Source organism: Peptostreptococcus russellii, from assembly GCF_900110295.1.
GTDB lineage: Bacteria > Bacillota > Clostridia > Peptostreptococcales > Peptostreptococcaceae > Peptostreptococcus > Peptostreptococcus russellii_A.
This window is the reverse complement of the sequence record NZ_FODF01000004.1, coordinates 132,345-151,398: the sequence shown is the minus strand read 5'-3', so window position 1 is coordinate 151,398 and position 19,054 is coordinate 132,345. Positions and strand designations below refer to the sequence as shown.

Annotated in this window: 15 protein-coding genes; 12 read left to right on the top strand and 3 right to left on the bottom strand. The window is 28.4% G+C overall.

Going from position 1 to position 19,054, the window contains the following annotated elements; translation table 11 throughout:
* Positions 1-150 precede the first annotated feature (150 nt).
* The 12 genes from hemC (at position 151) to BMY82_RS03925 (ending at position 17,434) form a co-directional block, all read left to right on the top strand.
* A complete protein-coding gene (gene hemC / locus BMY82_RS03980; protein ID WP_091974900.1) occupies positions 151-1,164 on the top strand; it encodes a hydroxymethylbilane synthase in 1,014 nt (337 codons plus the stop codon).
* A gap of 51 nt (positions 1,165-1,215) precedes the next feature.
* On the top strand, positions 1,216-2,739 hold the full coding sequence (gene cobA, locus BMY82_RS03975; protein ID WP_091974898.1) for a uroporphyrinogen-III C-methyltransferase: 1,524 nt from the start codon (positions 1,216-1,218) through the stop codon (positions 2,737-2,739).
* 37 nt (positions 2,740-2,776) lie between these two features.
* Positions 2,777-3,742: a porphobilinogen synthase gene (gene hemB, locus BMY82_RS03970; RefSeq protein WP_091974896.1), complete on the top strand. Its 966-nt coding sequence runs from the start codon at positions 2,777-2,779 to the stop codon at positions 3,740-3,742.
* A 219-nt stretch (positions 3,743-3,961) separates the two neighbouring features.
* Positions 3,962-4,414, top strand: coding sequence for a precorrin-2 dehydrogenase/sirohydrochlorin ferrochelatase family protein (locus tag BMY82_RS03965; RefSeq protein WP_091974894.1), 453 nt, complete (start codon positions 3,962-3,964; stop codon positions 4,412-4,414).
* 63 nt (positions 4,415-4,477) lie between these two features.
* Complete coding sequence (locus BMY82_RS03960; RefSeq protein WP_091974891.1) at positions 4,478-6,829, top strand: ATP-dependent helicase; 2,352 nt, start codon at positions 4,478-4,480, stop codon at positions 6,827-6,829.
* Positions 6,830-7,073: 244 nt separating this feature from the next.
* Entirely contained in the window at positions 7,074-8,639 is a 1,566-nt protein-coding gene (locus tag BMY82_RS03955) for a M18 family aminopeptidase (RefSeq protein WP_091974889.1), read from the top strand.
* Positions 8,640-9,317: 678 nt separating this feature from the next.
* Positions 9,318-10,301 (top strand): helix-turn-helix domain-containing protein, encoded by a 984-nt coding sequence (locus tag BMY82_RS03950; RefSeq protein WP_091974886.1) that lies wholly within the window; start codon positions 9,318-9,320, stop codon positions 10,299-10,301.
* Between the two features lie 320 nt (positions 10,302-10,621).
* Complete coding sequence (locus BMY82_RS03945; RefSeq protein WP_091974884.1) at positions 10,622-12,046, top strand: SpaH/EbpB family LPXTG-anchored major pilin; 1,425 nt, start codon at positions 10,622-10,624, stop codon at positions 12,044-12,046.
* A gap of 50 nt (positions 12,047-12,096) precedes the next feature.
* A complete protein-coding gene (locus tag BMY82_RS03940) occupies positions 12,097-12,936 on the top strand; it encodes a class C sortase (RefSeq protein ID WP_091974882.1) in 840 nt (279 codons plus the stop codon).
* 36 nt (positions 12,937-12,972) lie between these two features.
* The gene (locus tag BMY82_RS09575) at positions 12,973-13,929 is read left to right on the top strand and encodes a Cna B-type domain-containing protein (RefSeq protein WP_091974880.1); all 957 of its coding nucleotides are present in this window, start codon (positions 12,973-12,975) and stop codon (positions 13,927-13,929) included.
* Positions 13,929-16,841 (top strand): DUF7604 domain-containing protein, encoded by a 2,913-nt coding sequence (locus BMY82_RS03930; RefSeq protein ID WP_091974968.1) that lies wholly within the window; start codon positions 13,929-13,931, stop codon positions 16,839-16,841. The genes BMY82_RS09575 and BMY82_RS03930 overlap by 1 nt, the downstream gene beginning before the upstream one ends.
* Complete coding sequence (locus BMY82_RS03925; RefSeq protein WP_091974878.1) at positions 16,835-17,434, top strand: sortase; 600 nt, start codon at positions 16,835-16,837, stop codon at positions 17,432-17,434. The genes BMY82_RS03930 and BMY82_RS03925 overlap by 7 nt, the downstream gene beginning before the upstream one ends.
* 171 nt (positions 17,435-17,605) lie before the next feature.
* Here BMY82_RS03925 and BMY82_RS03920 read toward each other — a convergent pair whose 3' ends face one another.
* From BMY82_RS03920 to BMY82_RS03910, 3 genes are all read right to left on the bottom strand, one after another.
* Positions 17,606-17,827 (bottom strand): helix-turn-helix domain-containing protein, encoded by a 222-nt coding sequence (locus BMY82_RS03920; protein ID WP_091974876.1) that lies wholly within the window; start codon positions 17,825-17,827, stop codon positions 17,606-17,608.
* Between the two features lie 10 nt (positions 17,828-17,837).
* Positions 17,838-18,302 (bottom strand): hypothetical protein, encoded by a 465-nt coding sequence (locus BMY82_RS03915; RefSeq protein ID WP_091974874.1) that lies wholly within the window; start codon positions 18,300-18,302, stop codon positions 17,838-17,840.
* A gap of 197 nt (positions 18,303-18,499) precedes the next feature.
* Positions 18,500-19,024 carry a peptidylprolyl isomerase gene (locus BMY82_RS03910; RefSeq protein WP_091974872.1) on the bottom strand — a complete coding sequence of 175 codons (525 nt, stop codon included), beginning with the start codon at positions 19,022-19,024 and terminating at the stop codon, positions 18,500-18,502.
* Positions 19,025-19,054 lie beyond the last annotated feature (30 nt).

Sequence of the window (19,054 nt, the reverse complement as noted above, 5' to 3'; positions counted from 1 at the left end):
CATATATTGCAATATGTCTATGGACTATATAGTTTGACTTTTTTTATTAAAAAATATATACTTTTATTATTGTGTTTTAATAAAATAAGTGTTTTTTAATAAAATTTAAGTTAAATAATGCTTTTTAATATATGAATATAGGAGAAAGATATGAAACTCATTGCTGGAACAAGGGGTAGCAAATTAGCAGTTGCTCAAACAGACCTTATATGCAATATGCTTAAGGAAAAGTTTCCTAATATAGAAATAGAAAAAAAAATAATAAAAACTAAAGGGGATAAAATCTTAAATAAAGCCCTTGATAAAATCGGTGATAAGGGAATATTTGTAAAGGAAATTGAAAATCAGCTAATGGATGGAAAAATAGATTTTGCGGTACATAGTTTAAAAGATATGCCATCTGTAATAGATGAAAATTTAAAACTTACCAAAACACCAAATAGAGCAGATGCAAGGGATGTGCTAGTTATAAATCCCAAACATCAAGTAGAAGATGTAATGGCTTGGTTAAAAAAAGAAAAGAATCTTAAAGTTGGAACTGGAAGCAAAAGAAGGATAGCTCAACTTCTAAAAATAAATAAGAATATAGAAATAATGCCAATAAGAGGTAATATAGATACTAGAATAAAAAAGCTCGTTGATGAAGATATGGATGCAATCGTACTTGCAGCTGCAGGTATGGAACGTCTAGGAATTGTAAATGAAAACGAAGTATATTATTTTGAATATAATGAAATGATACCAGCTTCTGGTCAGGGAGCTTTAGCCATTGAAATAAGGAAAGACAATGAAGAATTAGACAAAATGTTTGATGAAATATCAACGGATAAAACTGAATTTGAGATAATAGCAGAAAGATCCTTTTTAAAAGAGATTAATGGAGGATGCCACATACCTGTGGGTTCTATTTCAGAAATTAAGGATGGAAGATTATATTTAACTGCTATTTATGGTAGTGAAGACTATAAAAAAATAGTAAGTGGTAAAAAAAGTATAGAATTGCTAGATAATCCAAAAAGCGAAGATTTACATAAACTAGAAAAAAATAAAAATGAAAAAATCAATGAAGATTATAAAGAGTATTTAAAAATTAACTTTGAAAATGCTGAAAAAATAGGTGTAGAACTTGCCGAGGAATTAATAGAAAAAATCAATGAAGTATAATCTATATAGACTTGCAATATAAATTGAATTTGAAAGGTGGTTGTGTTCAGTTTGAAAAGGTCAGGAAAGGTATATCTTGTAGGAGCTGGACCTGGAGATAGAGCTTTAGCAACTTTGAAGGCTATAGACTGTATCAAAGAGGCAGACGTAATAGTATATGATAGGCTAGTAAATAAAGATTTGCTAGAATATAGGAAAAGTAGTTGTGAAATGATATATGTAGGTAAAAAGTCTAATAAACATACTTTTACTCAAGATAAAATCAATGAAATAATATCGGATAAAGCGAAAGAAGGACTAATAGTTGTTAGATTAAAAGGTGGAGACCCATATGTATTTGGTAGAGGTGGAGAAGAAGCTGAAATTCTATTTGAAGAAAATATAGATTTTGAGGTGGTTCCAGGTATTAGTTCTTCAATAGGGGGACTTTCATATGCAGGAATACCAGTTACACACAGGGATTTTGCATCTTCATTTCATGTTGTAACAGGTCATGCTAAAAAAGATAGTGATTTGGACATAAACTGGAAGGCTTTATCGGAAGAAAAAGGAACAATTATATTTTTAATGGGAATAGGGAATATTTCTTTTATAAGAAATATGTTAATTGAGAATGGTCGAAAAAGGGATACACCAGTTGCATTTGTTTCTTGGGCAACAAGACACAATCAAAAAACTGTACTATCGACTTTAGAAAATGCAGAAGAAGTAGTTAAAAGTGGAGAAATAGAAGCTCCTGCTATTTTTGTTGTGGGAGAAGTGGTGAAGCTTTCTAATAAATTGAACTTTTTTGAGAGAAAGGCAATGTTTGGAAAGACAGTTATAGTAACAAGAAGCAGAAAGAAAAATAGTGAATTGAAAGAAAAGATTGAAGAACTTGCTGGAAGAACTATAGAATTATCAACTATTGATATAAATAGAAAAGAAGGAATAGAAGAAAAAATATCCAATTTAGATTTTGAAAATTATAACTGCATAGCATTTACAAGCCATAATGCAGTAGAGATATTCTTTGAAGTATTAAAAGAAAGAAAAATAGATATAAGAATTCTTTCTAATATGAAGCTTGCAAGTATAGGAAAAGCTACATCAGATGCCATTGAAAGTTATGGTATATATCCAGATATAGAAGCAGATGATTTTACTGGAGAAGGTCTTGCTAATAAAATAATAGAAAAGTTAGGAAAAGATGGAAATAAAATACTTTTTCCATGTTCTGAAATAGCGGGAAATAGATTTGAAGATTTGTTATCTATATCATCAAACGAGGTTGATAGATTAGAAATATATACTAATAGAGAGAACCTAGCTATTAAAGATGAATTGATAGATATATTAAAAACTGAAAAAATAGATTATATAACATTTACAAGTTCTTCAACCTTTAAAAATTTGAAAAAAATTTTGGGAGACGAAAATATGCACTTACTTGATAAAATTAAGAAGGTTTCTATTGGAGAGATTACAAGTAATACGATAAGAAAATCTGGGTGTAAAGTAGATATTCAGGCAGAAATTCCAGCCATAGAATCTTTGATAGAGGCTATAAAAAATGATATTAATAAGGGTAAGTAAAATTCATATAAGAAGATAGAAAAAGGGAGTGGAAAAAGTGAGAAGAGCAAGAAGATTAAGAGTGAATAAGGTAACAAGAGAATTAGTAAGAGAAACAAGATTGGATATGAAAGAACTGGTTTATCCTATTTTTGTTATTGAAGGAGAAAATATCAAAAGTGAAATTAAGAGTATGCCAGGAGTATATCATTTTTCAATAGATAAGTTAGAAGAAGAAATAAAAGATATAGAAAATCATGGTATACAGAATATAATGATATTTGGTGTAACTGCTCACAAAGATTGGTGTGCAAGTTCTGGTTTTGATGATAATGGAATAGTTCAACAGGCTGTTAGGGAGATAAAGAGAATTTCTCCAGAAATGAATGTTATAACTGATGTTTGTATGTGCGAGTATACTGATCACGGACATTGTGGAATAATCAATGATGAAGGCTATGTTGACAACGACAAGTCATTAGAATTTTTAGCAAAAATAGCATTGAGTCATGCAAAGGCAGGAGCTGATATGGTAGCTCCTTCAGATATGATGGATTTTAGAGTTGCTGCTATTAGAAAAATATTGGATGAAAACGGATTTGTTAATGTAGGTATAATGGCTTATAGTGCGAAATACGCATCTAATTTTTATGGACCATTTAGAGATGCAGCAGATTCTGCACCAGCATTTGGAGATAGAAAAACTTATCAGATGGATCCTTCAAACTTTAATGAAGCAATGTTAGAATGCAAGTACGATATAGAAGAAGGAGCAGATATAATAATGGTAAAACCTGCCTTATCATATTTAGATGTAATAAAGGGAGCGAGTGAAAGATTCGATGTTCCTCTAGCAGCATATAATGTAAGTGGAGAATATACTATGATAAAAAATGCAGTTAATCAAGGACTTTTAAATGAAGAAGCTATATACGAGGCAGTAATGTCTATAAAAAGAGCAGGGGCTAATATTATAATTACATATTTTGCTAAAGATCTTGCAAAGTTTATAGGAAGATACTAATTGAAAAAATATAAAGATAAAAAGAAATAGAAATTTCAAAAATAGAAAAATTAAAGCTCAGTATAGATGGTATAATAGAAAGGGTATTCTATAAATACAGTTTGACTGAGCTTTTTAATTATAAAAATATATTAATGCTTAAATAAATATAAAAATAAGTTATAACTTAAAAACTGTGTTTGCTTTGAAATTAATAAAAATAGATAAGAGGAGGCACATATGTTTTTTCCAATTATGGTAGATGTAGAAAAGTTTAATATATTAGTAGTAGGTGGAGGAAAGATTGCCTATAGAAAGATAAATCAGCTTTTAAAATACCATGCTAAGATTACAGTAATAGCATTAGAAGTATGTCAAGATATTAAAAATATTAAGGAAAATCTGTATATTCGCCAAAAAGAATTTGAAATAGAGGATATAAAGGGTTATAATATTGTTTTTGCAGCCACAGATAATATAGAATTAAATGCAAAAATTTCAAAGTATTGTATCAGCGAAAAAATACTTGTAAATTCCGTTGATAATCACAAAAATTCTTCATTTATAAATATGGGATTTTTTGAAACGGAAATTGAGGATAGTAAAACAATTGTGGCTGTGTCTTCAATGGGAAAAAATCCAAAGAAAACTAAAAAACTAAAAAATATGATGAAGGAATATTTGAATAAATAAAAAATTGAGTACTAAAAAATAGTTAAAGTGGCTATATTAATATGAAAGTTATGGAGGAATAAGATGAACATAGATGATTTAAATCCTGCCCAACGACAGGCAGTTGAAAAAACAGAAGGACCTGTACTGATACTTGCAGGTGCAGGATCTGGAAAAACAAAGGTTTTAACTACGAGAATTTCCTATCTTGTGGAAGATAAAAATGTAAATCCAGGAAATATTCTAGCTATTACATTTACCAATAAAGCTGCAAACGAGATGAGAGAAAGAGTTGAAGGTATAATAGGTGAAAATTCAAGAGATATGTGGATATCTACCTTCCATTCTTGTTGTGTAAGAATTTTGAGAAAAGATATAAACAAAATAGGATATAACAGAAGTTTTGTAATTTACGATTCTACTGACCAGTTGACTCTAATAAAAGAGTGTATGAAAGAGCTTGATTTAAGTGATAAGAAGTTTGAACCAAAGTCTATAATAGCACAAATATCTTCTGCTAAAGATAAATTAAAGACGCCAAAAGAATTTGCTAGAGAGGCTGCAGGTGATTTGTGGCTTCAATCAATAGCAGATGTATATGCAATATATCAAGATAGACTAAAGAGAAATAGTGCACTTGACTTTGATGATTTGATAGTTAAAACTGTTGAATTATTGAAATCGAACGAAGATGTATTGAATTTTTATAGGGCTAAATTTAAATATATAATGGTAGATGAGTATCAGGATACATCAAGAGCCCAGTATCAGCTTATCAAACTTTTGGCGATGGGTCACCCAAATATATGTGTCGTAGGAGATGATGACCAGAGTATTTATGGCTGGAGAGGTGCAGACATCAGAAATATATTGGAGTTTGAAAAAGATTACAAGGATGTATTTGTAGTAAAACTTGAACAAAATTACAGATCTACTCAGGTTATCTTGGATACTGCAAACTATTTAATAGCTAACAATACAGAAAGAAAGAAAAAAAGGCTTTGGAGCGATAGGAAAGAAGGAAATCTTGTAAAAGTAAAGATTTTATCAAGTGAAGTTGAGGAAGCAAATTATGTTGTAAACGAAATATATGAAAATGCAATGAAGTCAGGAAGACCATATAGTGATTATGCTGTTTTGTATAGAGCAAATGCACAGGCAAGAGCAGTAGAAGATGCATTAAATAGATTTCAGATACCTTATAATATATATGGTGGGACAAAATTCTATGAAAGAAAAGAAATAAAAGATCTTTTAGGATATATTAGGGTAATAGTTAATCCACAAGATGATATATCAATCAAGAGGGTTATCAATGTTCCAAGAAGAGGTATAGGATTAAGAACAATAGAAAAATTAGAAGATAGAGCCAATATAATGAAAGAAAGTTTATATTCAGTTCTTTTAGATATAGATAATAATTCAGAAATATCAACAAAAGCCAAAAAGGGAATAAATGAGTTTGTAGATCTAATAGGATTGTTTAGAAGTATATCAGAATCATATTCTCCCAAAGAAATGGTTGAAAAAATACTCGATTTAACAGGGTATGTAGCAGACCTAGAAGAAGTAATTGCAAAAAATGAAAAGTTACAAAACGGGAAGGCAGATGAAGCTCAAGATAGAATAGACAATCTTCAAGAATTTATATCTATTGCAATGGAGTATGAAAAGTCTGATATATTTGACGGAGAAGAAAAGAATTTGACTAACTTCCTTGCCAACATATCTCTAGCAAGTGATGTAGATGGTGAAGATGAGGAAGGTATAGAAAAAGTTTCATTGATGACAATGCATTCTTCTAAGGGTCTTGAGTTTCCAGTAGTGTTTATAATAGGAATGGAAGAAAAAATATTCCCTATTGCAAGGGCAATATCTAGTCTTAATGAAATGGATATAGAAGAGGAAAGAAGGCTTTGTTATGTTGGAATTACAAGAGCAATGAGAGAACTTTATCTTACTCATACAGCAAAGAGAACTCTTTATGGAAAAACCAATGTAAATATGAAGTCAAGATTTTTAGGTGAACTTCCAGAAGAGTGTATAGAATACCTTGATTCTCCTGTGAAAGATCCAGGATATAAGGATGCAGATTATAGTTTATTAAAAACATATGCAGATAAGTATAAAAGTCAGATGAATGTAAAGGCGGCTCAAAATTTAGGAGCCAAAATTATAGATGGAAAGAAAACAATAGAAAGCTCAAGATTTAAAAGTGATCTTGGTTTAGTTAGTAAAGGCGATGGTGCTGGTGCAGATTCATATAACCCTGATGAAATTCCAAAAGTTAAAAAGGGATCTAAAATAGTACATCCAAAATTTGGTGAAGGAGTTGTAATTTCTAAGATGGGATCTGAAGTTACAATAGCATTTAATCAAAAGGGTGTAAAGAAAATAAATCTTCAATATACTACAATAGAAGTAGAAATTTATTAAAGATTATATATTAAAATATTATGATAAATTAGTTTATAATAATGTATGTAGTTTCATATGTAAATAAAATAATTTCTACTAAATATAGAAGAAGTATTTAAAATATAAAGAGAGGAAAAGTATTATATAAAATTTAATACTTTTCCTTTTTTAACTTGCTTTTTCTATTTAATTGTAAATTTCTTGAAAAGTTGGTAAGATAGAGTAGTAGTAATTATTGTTTAATATAGAAAGGGAGAAAGATATGACAGAATCGACAGCGAATAATGTGGCTATTGAACTTTTAGATTTTATAAACAACAGCCCTACAATGTACAATGCTGTTTCTTATAGTGAGGAATACCTTAATAAAAATGGTTTTACTAAACTTGAAGCAGGCAAAAAATGGGAAATAGAAGTAAATGGAAGATATTATGTAAATATAAATTCATCGGGAATAGTTGCCTTTGTTGTAAATGGAAATGAAATTGCAGAAGAAGGATTTCGTATTATAGGGAGTCACACAGACTCTCCGACATTTAGAATAAAGCCAAATCCTGAAATTAAGATAAATGGACAAATAAAATTAAATGTAGAACCTTATGGAGGAATGATTATTAGCTCTTGGTTTGATAGACCTCTTGCTATAGCTGGACGTGTACTTGTAAGAAATTGGAAGAGTGCATTTAAGCCAGAAGAAAAAATAGTGAATATAAACAGACCAATCTGTATAATACCAAGTTTGGCAATACACATGAATAGAGAAATTAACTCAGGTTATGAATATAATAAACAAAATGATGTTATGCCTCTTATTTTAGAAACGGGTGAAGAGTTAGATAATGAGGAATATATTAAGAATTTACTTATTAGAGAATTGGAAAAAGATAGAAATTATGTAAGCAGGGAAAGAGATTTTTTAATTGATGATGAGCCCTTAGAATATGCAAATGTAAGATCTATTAGAGAGAGAATGAGAGCGGAAGATGAAAAGGCATTAGAACCAGATGATATATTAGATTATGAATTATATTTATATGAATATGAAAGAGGAAGCCTAGTAGGAGAAAATCAAGAATTTATATCTGCAGGAAGACTTGATAATCTTGCTAGCATGCATTCAAGTTTGAAAGCTTTAGTAGATAGCGAAAACTCAAGAGAAGTTGGTAAAAGAGCCTCTGATGAACTTAGAAGAGCTATTACGGAGATCACATCATCTGAAGGAGCTTTAAGTAGAGATTATGGAATATATGATTCAAGTGTAAATAATACGCTTCTTAGAGAATACCATGGATTTAGAGGAATTAATATGGTTGTAGCTTTTAATAATGAAGAAGTAGGAAGTATGTCAAAAGAGGGTGCGGATTCTGAAACATTAGGAAATATAATTGAAAGAATTTGCTTGTCTTTAGGAAAAACAAGAGAAGATATGTTAATAGGTTTGGAAAATTCTTTTATGATTTCAGCGGATTTAGCTCATGCTGTGCATCCTAATAAATTAGAAAAGTCAGATTTAACAAATAAACCTTTATTTGGAAAAGGACCTGCAATAAAAATACATGCAGGTAAAGCATACGCAAGTGATTCATATTCCGTAGCTGTATACAAAGAAATATGTAGAAGAAATAAAGTTGATTATCAGTGCTTCGTAAATAGAAGTGATATGAGAAGTGGAAGTACAATAGGTTCAATAATTGCAAGTCATCTTCCAATGCCTATAGTAGATGTTGGAATACCACTTCTTGCTATGCACTCAGCAAGAGAATTAGCTAATGTAGATGACTATTTTGGATACTATAAAAGTATGTTAGGATTTTTAAGTGCAAAATAGGAGAATGATGAAAATTGAAAATACATCAAGAAAATTAGTTGATAATTATAGAGAATAAAACAATTGAATTTGATAGATAATGAATGATTTTAACTTTGACTTGTCGATGGAAATATATTTTTCCATCGACTTTTTTTATTTTTATAATTTTTTTGGTTTATTTGATATAAATGAAAAGAATTTAAAATATTTAAAATAATAATTGTATGGGAAAATATTTTAAAATATAAAAATAATAAGGTTAATTTAAAACAGATATAAAAATTTTAAAAAAATACAAAAATAATTTTAAAAGGTAAAAAGATAAAAAATAAATATAAATCATGGTTATATTCAAAGAAAGAGGGTAAAACTATATAAAAATAAATTTAACTTTAAATATTTATTTTTTCAAAAAATATAGATAGAACAAAAATGTCTGAATGGAATAGAAAGAGAAAAATATTTATTGTATATTTGTACTAAGCTAAGGCTTGATAAGGAAATACAAAATTTAAATATGTAGTATTTTTATATAGAGTAGCTTTGGCAAATTTTGTGTTAGTACTTATATTTTAATTTTATTTTAAAAAAAATTTTCTATATTGATATGGTTAAGAATTTAATGTGTAGATCCATATGGGCAAAGAAATCCGTCAAAATAATAATGAATATGATTGTTTATAGGAGGTAAAAAATGTGGATACACTGTATAGGAAAATGAACCTTGAAAATAGAATAGATAAATTATCAGAAATTAACTTAGGTGTAGAAAAAAACATAGAGTTTATAGAAAAAAATAAAGAGAATGTATTTAAGTTATATAAAGTTTTCAATGGAGTATTTATTATGTATTCTGATGTAAACATGGAAGAATCCTCAGGTATTTTTAAATACGATTCAGACTTACTACTTATAAATCACTGTAAAGATGGAAAAGTAGAATATAAAAGAACTGGTGGACGGAGTAATTTCTTGAATGCTGGAGAGGTAAAAGTTGGTGTTAAGAAGAGTTTAGATGAAGAATTAACATTTCCTTTAGGAAGATATGAAGGTATAACAATAATTTTTGAAACAAATGTTATCGATGAAGAACTATCGGGTATAGTAAAGGGATTTTCCAATAGAGTTAAGAATCTTAAGGAGAAATACTGTAAAAAATCAGATTATTACAAGTTATCAGATGATAAATTTATAGAATACTTTTTTTCTAGAATGTATGAAGTTCCAAGTAAAATCCAAGATGAATATTTTAAGATTAAAGTGATTGAGATATTTCTATATCTAGAAACGTATTATATAAATGATAAAAATAAGAAAGAAGAATTTATCAGTAGAAATCAAGTCGAAAAAATGAAATTAATTCATGATTTTTTAATAAAAAATATATCTAAAGTCTACACAATTGAAGAATTAAGTGAGATGTTTAATATATCTTCAACTAAATTAAAACATTGTTTTAAGGCCGTTTATGGAGAACCAATTTTTTCATATATGAAATCTTATCGCATAAACCATGCAGCCCAAATACTAAGAACTAATAAAATGATAAAGATAATTGATGTTGCTGGTATGGTTGGGTATGATAGTCCAAGTAAATTTTCAGTGGCCTTTAAGAAAAAAAAGGGGCTTTCCCCTAAAGATTATAGAAAGAAATTTGTAAAAATTAAAGTAGAAAAATAAAGTATTAAAATAATATATATAAATAAGTATTTAATATACACAATACTATATATTTTGTATATAAAAATATACAAAATAACTTTATTAATTAATCATATCGATTAGGCAATCAGAAAAGTTTTGAAAGGTGAAGGGGTGATAGTATAAAGAAAAAATGGTAAAAGTACATTTTATTGCTTGTTTTAATAAATTTTATATTCATCAGTTTCAGTGAATTATTAAAAGCTGAAACTATAGATTGAATATATAAAATAGATAGATTTTTAAATTAGAAACAATTTACAGTTTAAGATTAAAAATAAGGTTATGAGGAGGAAATTATGACATCAAAAATTAAAAAAATACTGGGGTTAATGCTAGTATTAGCAATGATTTTATCAACAGGATTAGTCAATAAAAAGGCTTTTGCTGCTGGAGAAAGTGGAGAAATTAAACTATCAGGAACACAAGAAGGTAAGACGTATAGTATATATAAAATTTTTGATTTAACTCAGAGAGGAGACAAGTTTTCATACACTATTTCAGACGAATGGAAAACTTTTTTTGCTAGCGGTGAAGGTAAAAGTTATATAGTTGAAACAAATGAAACAGGTAACTTAAACCCTATTGTAGTAGACGGCAAAACAAAATACATTAATATAACAGATAATAACATCGCAGAGTTTGCACAAGTTGCAAATAAAGAAATTCAAAATCAATCGCCTTCAGATACAAAAAAAGCTACTGGAGATACATTAGAATTTACTGGTTTAAAATTGGGTTATTATTTAGTACATCCAAAAGGGGCTGCTTCAGGGACAGAAAATCCAAATTCGGTTATATCACTAACTTCTACAAAACCGATAGCCGAAACTAGAATAAAAGCAACTTATCCTACTATTAAAAAGACTGTAGAAGAAAAATCATATGACTATGGTAAGGAATTTGAATATGCATTAACAGGAAAAGTTCCTGATACAAAAGGTTATAAAAAATATGTGTATAAAATGACAGATACTTTGTCAGAAGGGCTGACATTAAATACTAACAGTGTTAGAGTTACTGTTGGCGATGAGGAACTGAATCAACATGTAACACTTGTAAAGGAAGCGAATAAACTTGTAGCAGAATTTGATATGCCTAAACTTCAAGAAAAAGTTGGAAAAGAAGTAAAAATAACTTATAAAGCTTCACTAAATGAAAAAGCAGTTATTGGTAAAGACGGAAACATTAATGAGGTTGAATTAGAATATAGTAATGATCCTCATAAAGATACAACAGAAAAAACAAAAGATACTAAAAAAGTATATACAGGTGCTATTAAAGTTATTAAATACGAAGCCGGTCATGAGGAAAATCTTTTATCCGGTGCTAAATTTAAACTTAAAAATAACGAGAATAAATTCTATAAATTTAATAATGGCAAAGTCACTTGGGTAACTGAGGATCAAGCTGATGAAAAGGAAACAAAACAGGAAGGTACTGTAGAGTTTAAAGGTTTAGAAAATGGAACATACTATCTTGTGGAGACAGAAGCACCTTCTGGATTTAATAAACTGACAGAAGAAGTGAAAGTAATAGTTGATCACAAGACTCAGGATAAAACTGTTTATCAAGAAGCAAAAGTTGCGAACAACTCAGGCGTAGAGCTTCCGGGAACTGGTGGTATGGGTACTACATTATTTGCAGTTTTAGGTGGAGGTATCATTTTAATATCTCTATATAGTCTTGCAAAAGGAAAATTAAAAAAGAAAGGGACTAGATAAAAATTTCAAAATAGAGGATAAGTTTCTATATTGAAATAAATAATTTATTTATGGAAAAATGTAAATCAATTTTTTTTCGAATTTTATTATTAATTGGTTGTAGTATTTTTTTCTATCCTACAATTAGTGATTGTGTAAATAGTATCACTCAGTCTAGGGGGATTGTTGAATACCAAAAATCTTTAAGCCAATTTGAAGGTATTGAAATAAAAAAAATAAAAGAAAAAGCAGATAACTATAATAGAAACTTGTTGAAAATAGAAAATCCATTATCAAATTCTCTTTCATTAGAAGGATATAGAGAAAATTTAGATCCTTTTAAAACCGGAATCATGGGAGTTGTGATTATAGATAAGATAAATGTTAATTTACCTATTTATCACGATGTAAATGAAGGGGTAATTCAAGTTGGTGTTGGGCACTTACCGGGGTCATCTTTGCCAGTAGGAGGAAAAGGTACACATGCTGTAATATCAACTCATAGTGGACTTCCATCAGCCAAGCTATTTACAGATTTAAATAAATTGAAGGTTGGAGATGAATTCATCTTGTCTGTTTTGGGTGATGAACTTACATATAAAATAAATCAAATTATTACTGTTTTACCTAAAGATATAGAAGCTTTAAAAATTGAGAAAGATAAGGATTATGTAACCATGTTTACGTGTACACCTTATGGAATAAATACTCATAGGCTTCTAGTAAGAGGTGAAAGAATAAAAAAAGGTAGAAAACACCAAGAAATAAAATTAGAAGAAAAAGCAAAAGAAAATATAAAAACTCAGATAATTAAGATGGCAATTTTCTTAGCTATTGTTCTTACTATTCTATTGACCATAATCAAAGATCTAATATATTTGATTATAAATAGAAAAAAAGATAAAAGATAAAAGTTGCTTAAAACAAGATTTATTGGAGGTAAAAATATGAATAAAACTAAAAAAATCCTACCATTATTTCTTCTGTGCTTAATATTAAGTCTTATTATATTTCCTTCAAATAGTTTAGCAATTAGTGAGTTTGATAGAAATAAAGATGTTGAGTTTACTATAGACTATAAGAATGAAGATAAAAAATTATTTAATGCGAAATTTGACATATACAAAGTGGCTGATGTTGATAAAGATTTAAATCTAAAGGTTTTAAATAAATTTAGTAAATATCCTATAGATTTAACAAAATTAAATCAAGAAACTTGGAATGATTACGCATTAGCTTTAAAGGGGCATATTCAAAAGGATGATTTAAAAGCTGTAATGACAGGGGAAACCGATGCCAACGGAATTTATAAAACGAAATTAAAAGCTGGATTGTACCTTGTTGTTGGAAAGCAGCTTACTTTAGATAACTATATTTACAAATCTAATCCATTTCTAGTTTTATTGCCCAATGTGGAGAAAGAAACTGGAACTTGGGACTACTATGTAACCTCAAAGCCAAAAACGATTAAAGAGGAGAAAGTTACAAAAGTAGTATCTAAAAAAGTGATAAAGATTTGGAAAGATAAAGGCTTTGAGAATCTGCGTCCTAAAGAAGTTCAAATTGAACTTTTAGGAAATGGAAAGTTAAAAGAAATAATAAGCTTAAGTGATAAAAACAATTGGCAATATACATGGCAGAAATTAGATGCAAATGTAAATTGGGCTGTGACAGAGAAAGTTTTGGATAAAGGCAAATATAAAGTATCTATAAGTGAAGAAGGTAATACTTTTTTAGTTGAAAATACTTATATATCATCTAAAACACTTAATAAAGCAAAGTCACCAAAAAATTCACTGCCTCAGACGGGTCAGTTATGGTGGCCAGTGTACACTTTAGTTGGTATTGGCTCTATAATGATTTTATTAGGCTTTATTCAAAATAGAAGAAAGAAGGTGGATTAATGAAAATTAAAATGAAAAAAGTTATATCATTTGTTTTAGTAATGCTAATATTACTTTCAAATTCCCCTATTTCTCTAGCTATGGGTAAAGATTCTTTAGATAATAAAATAAATAACGAGAGCAAAACAAATTTATTAGATATAAAGAATAATGAAGAGCTTATAAAAGGGACTTTTGCAAATATTTTTGAAACTAGCAAGGAGTTATTTCAACCTAATTTTTATGAAAATAATGAGGTTGAAAAAAATATAAACGATGAAAAGAAATTCGTAGCAGTTCAAAAAGAAGATCTGAAAGAAGAATATACAAAGATTGATGAATTGAAAGAGTTCACTTTAAATTATTCAAGTGATGAGAAGAAACTTATTTCAAAATTTGAAAAAATTATAGAAGATAAATCTAATGAAAGACATCTAACTTATGAAGATGCTTTAGAATTAAAAGAGAAATTTGATATTAAGGATAATGATGATAATTCGCCAAAATACGTAGACATAAGTAATATAGAAATTAAGGATGGATATCTTTTTATTGACTTCTATAAAAATTCAGATAGTGAAATTAAAAAAATTGAAATTGAAGTTGCTAAAGAATTAAGTTTAGAAGAAGAAATATATTTAAGAAAAGAAGTGGAGTCTGCAAAAAATATATTGAAAGAGTTAGCAGAACTAGAAAAATCAATAGAAAAATTTAAAGGAATTGATAAACTACAAAAAGAATCTAATAATTTAGAAGATGAATTAAAAAAACTATATGACAAAAAATATGAATTGATTCAATCTCTTGATAATATAAAGGCTTCTTATAATATAAAGGATTATGGTTTCAAGAGCTTAAATGAACAAAGTATATTAAAAGATAAGATAGACAATGTATCGCTAACACCAGAAAATTTGAATACTTTTGATGATTTTACTTTGGCTTTTAAGCCGAGGAGTAAAGAAGTTAGCAGTACAGATATATTAAAAGTAAGCATAGAGGGGGATTCCGGAAAGCAAGTTATAATATTAAAAAATAATGAATTTGAAGAAAATAACAATATAAATGATTTAATTCCTAGAAGCCGTGCAAATAGTTTTTATCAAGTGGAAAAAGTTCCTAACTTACAAAAACAGAAAACAATTGACTACCTAGGCGATAAAGTAAAAAATCCGGATACTAATATACAGGAAATTAAATCTCCAGAAGAAATTGCTGATAGCTACCGAATTTATTTGGATGTAAGTAGTGAAACACAAGCTGAAAAAAATGGGATAGATCTAGTTGTAGTTGTGGATAGATCTGGAAGTATGAGACAAAAGGATATGAAATTTGGTAATAGGTTTAATCAACCTAGATATAGAGTAGTTGATTATTTTTTAAATGGTTCAAATGGATATAATGGTTTTATTAACAACTTTTTAAATCAAAATCCTAAAAATAATATTTCTGTTATCGATTTTGGAGGTATTCCATATTCCTATGGAAGAGATGATGCTAGTATACTTCAAGATTGGACAAATAACGTAACAAATGTACAAATCTATCAACCGGGGAATGAAGGTACAAATTATGATGCAGGACTAAAATTGGCTGAAGAACAATTTTCTAAAAAAGAAAATAGTGAAAATAGCAAAGTAATGTTATTTTTAAGTGATGGGGTTCCAACTTATTACGTTGATGAATATGGACGTAGATGGGGGGATGGTAGAATATATAATACAAATAGACATAATGATAATGAAAATATTGTTCGTAGGCAAATGCTTGATTATAATATTCCTAACTTTTATGAAAATAATTCAGATATTAGGACAATTGCAGTAGGTGTATCTAAAGATATAAATAGTACAAATGTTGGAAGTTCAATGAGTCCTGATGTTTTAAGGAAGATGGCTGATCTTAGTGGTGGTGTATTTTTAGGTATAGAAGAAAATATAGACGAACTTACATCTAAATTAGCGAATGAGGTTTTATATGCAGTGTCAAAAGTAAAAATAACAGATACTTTAAGTAAGCATGTAAAACTTGACTCAAAAGCGGATTTTAAGGTAACAGTTAGAGATATAAGTGGTAATATAAAAACTTTGTGGAAGGAAGGAAAACAAACACCTGAAAATGAAAATGGCAAATATATCCAGTCTTTAGAAGTTAAGAAAGTTAATGGAGAAGAAAATGTTGTTTTAACATTTAACCCTGATTATAAGCTAGATAAAAACTTGAAGTTTTCATTGTCTTATAATGTCACAGTTCCAAAGGAAACTTTTAAAGAATACCAAGAAAAAGGATATTCTCATAGGGGAGATTTAAATACAGATTATGTAGAAAATAAAACAAGTTCAGGAAGAGGAGGATTTTATTCTAATAGTAAAGCTCATGTGGACTTTGCTTTTGGACCAGAAGAAAAGACGTATAAAGAGTTTTACGCTCATCCGGTAGTTCAAGTTGAACTACAAAATTTAAGTATTAAAAAAGTAGATTATTCAGGAAAAGTTCTTGAAAAAGCTAAATTTTCTATATATAAGGATAATCCTAATGTAAATACACAAGCTCAGCCACTTGAACTCTACGATAATGAGGCTCTATCAGGCAATAAGAAAATTGAGTTTACTAGCAATGATAAAGGTGATATTAAAATATATGGGCTAGTTCATGGGACATATTATTTAAAAGAAATTGAAGCACCTGAGGGATTTAGTAAAATAGAAAAACCATTAAAGGTTCAAGTATCGCGTTTAGGAAAAGTAAGTATAGAAGAAGACGATAATTTTTCATTAGACAATAACACTGTTATAGTAAAGAACGAATTGATGGGCGGTTATGAATTACCAATAACTGGTAGCTCAGGAACTACTTTGTTTAGATTTATCGGATTTTCACTAATATCTACTTCAATAATCTTCTATTGTAGAAAGAGACAGTACAAATGTTAAAGACAAATAAATTTTTCTTATTTGGAACTATTTTCATTTTGGCTGGATTAGCACTTTTTTCTAAAAATTTATGGGAAGATTATCAAGTGGGGAAAAATACGGATTTGATTAAAGTAATGCTTGAAGAAAAAAAACAAGAAGAAATTGAAGAAAAAATTGATGGTATACCTGATTACATTAAAAATCCAAATATTGAAATGAAAAAAGTAATGGTAGGTGGAAATGAATATATAGGATATGTGATTATACCGAGTTTAGGATTGGATCTTCCGGTTCTAAGCTCTTGGTCATATTCAAAGCTTAAGATCGCACCTGCAAGGTATGAGGGGTCTGTATACCAAAACAATATGATTTTATTGGCTCATAACTATAAAGTTCATTTTGGAAAGATATATCGATTAAATATTGGAGATATAATTCAATTTAAAGATATGAATGGTAATATTTTCGATTTTTCTGTAGAAAAAAAAGAGGAACTAGATGAATTACAGGTTGAAGATATGCTTTCTGGAGATTGGGATTTAACATTATTCACATGTACATTAGACGGAGAAGCAAGAACAACTGTACGATGTAAAAGAATTGAAAAATAGATGAAAGTATTTATTAGCAACAAAGAGTTTGCTTTACTAGTTGTATCTGTAAAAATAGAAAAAAGACTAACATAAATTAATCTGTTAGTCTTTTTTCTATTTTCATGAGATTTTCTTAAGCGAAAATTACACTTAAATTTGATTTGAGATTTATAATAAGAATATGTATTTTTATTTATTATCCAAATCATCTTCTACATATTCTAATATATCTCCAGGGCTACATTGAAGGAATTTACAGATTTTATTAAGAGTTGAAAATCTTATTCCTTTTGATTTTCCAGTTTTTAAAATAGATAGATTAGTATTGCTTATTCCAACAGCTTCAGAAAGCTCTTTTAAAGTTTTTTTTTGTTTAGCAAGTACTACATCTAAATTTACTATTATTGCCATAAATTCCTCCTTATATTATTGATTTATTATCTTCATTTATTTCAACCAACTTTTTTACCAAAATTGGTATAATAGAAAAAGTTATATAATTAAATATGAATATAATTGTAAGCATATTAAGTTCTACTTTTTGCATAAGTATTCCTTTGTTACTAGCTACAAGGGTATTTAGAATAAATTCTATTATTGCTGCCATTAAAAATGCCTTAGATATTTTGGAAGGGTTTTTTAGCTGATAGTCTAAATATCTTGCATTTTCAATTTCATTAAGAAAATTTAAAAATAAATGTAGGATTATTATTAAAAAGATATTATAAAATCCACTATGTAGGAATTCCAATCCTAGAGATGCAGAAAGTTTTGATTTAAAGAAGATAAATAAAAATGTTATTGTGGTAATAACAAATTTGACTATACAAATTATTAAAGCTATCTTCATTAAAATTTTGAAAAAATTGTACAATTTTATATTCATATTGTACCTCCTAGTTATATTATATAATTTTATTATACACTAGTGTTATATAGTTACACAATATAAAACAATAAAAAATTTATGTAAAACATAAAACTTTTATCGTTTATCGTGTAAAACCACAATAATTGATTTTATAAAAATAAAAAGCTCTCTGAAAATAAGCTTAAAGCCAAATCAGAGAGCATAAATATATACTAAAGTTTTTCTGGTGCTTCGAATTCTACACCCTTAGTGTCTACAGTCATTTTTTTGATTTTCTGTTCCTTCTTAGGTCTATCTCCAAATCCAGTCTTTGTTTCAGCTATTTTATCAACATTTTCCATGCCTTCAATAACTCTTCCAAAACTAGCATATTGTCCATCTAAGTGTGGAGAGTTCTTGTGCATAATAAAGAACTGTGAACCAGCTGAGTTAGGGTTCATAGCTCTAGCCATTGATAGAACACCTCTTTCATGCTTTAAATTGTTTGTAAAGCCGTTAGATGTAAATTCACCAGCAATTGAATAACCAGGTCCACCCATTCCAGAGCCTTCTGGGCATCCACCCTGAATCATAAATCCATTTATTACTCTGTGGAATATAAGTCCATCATAATAATTTTTATTTATAAGATCTATAAAGTTCTTAACAGTATTAGGAGCTATATTAGGGTAAAGTTCAGCCTTTATTATGTCTCCATTTTCCATTTCGATAGTTACTATCGGATTATTTGTTTCCATTTTTATTCCTCCTAGAGAATTACTAAAATT

Coding starts and splice junctions, on each gene's coding strand:
- BMY82_RS03925 (WP_091974878.1), top strand. CDS start 16,835: ATGTTAAAGACAAATAAATTTTTCTTATTTGGAACTATTTTCATTTTG.
- BMY82_RS03940 (WP_091974882.1), top strand. CDS start 12,097: ATGGAAAAATGTAAATCAATTTTTTTTCGAATTTTATTATTAATTGGT.
- BMY82_RS03920 (WP_091974876.1), bottom strand. CDS start 17,827: ATGGCAATAATAGTAAATTTAGATGTAGTACTTGCTAAACAAAAAAAA.
- BMY82_RS09575 (WP_091974880.1), top strand. CDS start 12,973: ATGAATAAAACTAAAAAAATCCTACCATTATTTCTTCTGTGCTTAATA.
- BMY82_RS03965 (WP_091974894.1), top strand. CDS start 3,962: ATGTTTTTTCCAATTATGGTAGATGTAGAAAAGTTTAATATATTAGTA.
- BMY82_RS03915 (WP_091974874.1), bottom strand. CDS start 18,302: ATGAATATAAAATTGTACAATTTTTTCAAAATTTTAATGAAGATAGCT.
- BMY82_RS03945 (WP_091974884.1), top strand. CDS start 10,622: ATGACATCAAAAATTAAAAAAATACTGGGGTTAATGCTAGTATTAGCA.
- BMY82_RS03960 (WP_091974891.1), top strand. CDS start 4,478: ATGAACATAGATGATTTAAATCCTGCCCAACGACAGGCAGTTGAAAAA.
- BMY82_RS03930 (WP_091974968.1), top strand. CDS start 13,929: ATGAAAATTAAAATGAAAAAAGTTATATCATTTGTTTTAGTAATGCTA.
- BMY82_RS03910 (WP_091974872.1), bottom strand. CDS start 19,024: ATGGAAACAAATAATCCGATAGTAACTATCGAAATGGAAAATGGAGAC.
- hemC (WP_091974900.1), top strand. CDS start 151: ATGAAACTCATTGCTGGAACAAGGGGTAGCAAATTAGCAGTTGCTCAA.
- BMY82_RS03955 (WP_091974889.1), top strand. CDS start 7,074: ATGACAGAATCGACAGCGAATAATGTGGCTATTGAACTTTTAGATTTT.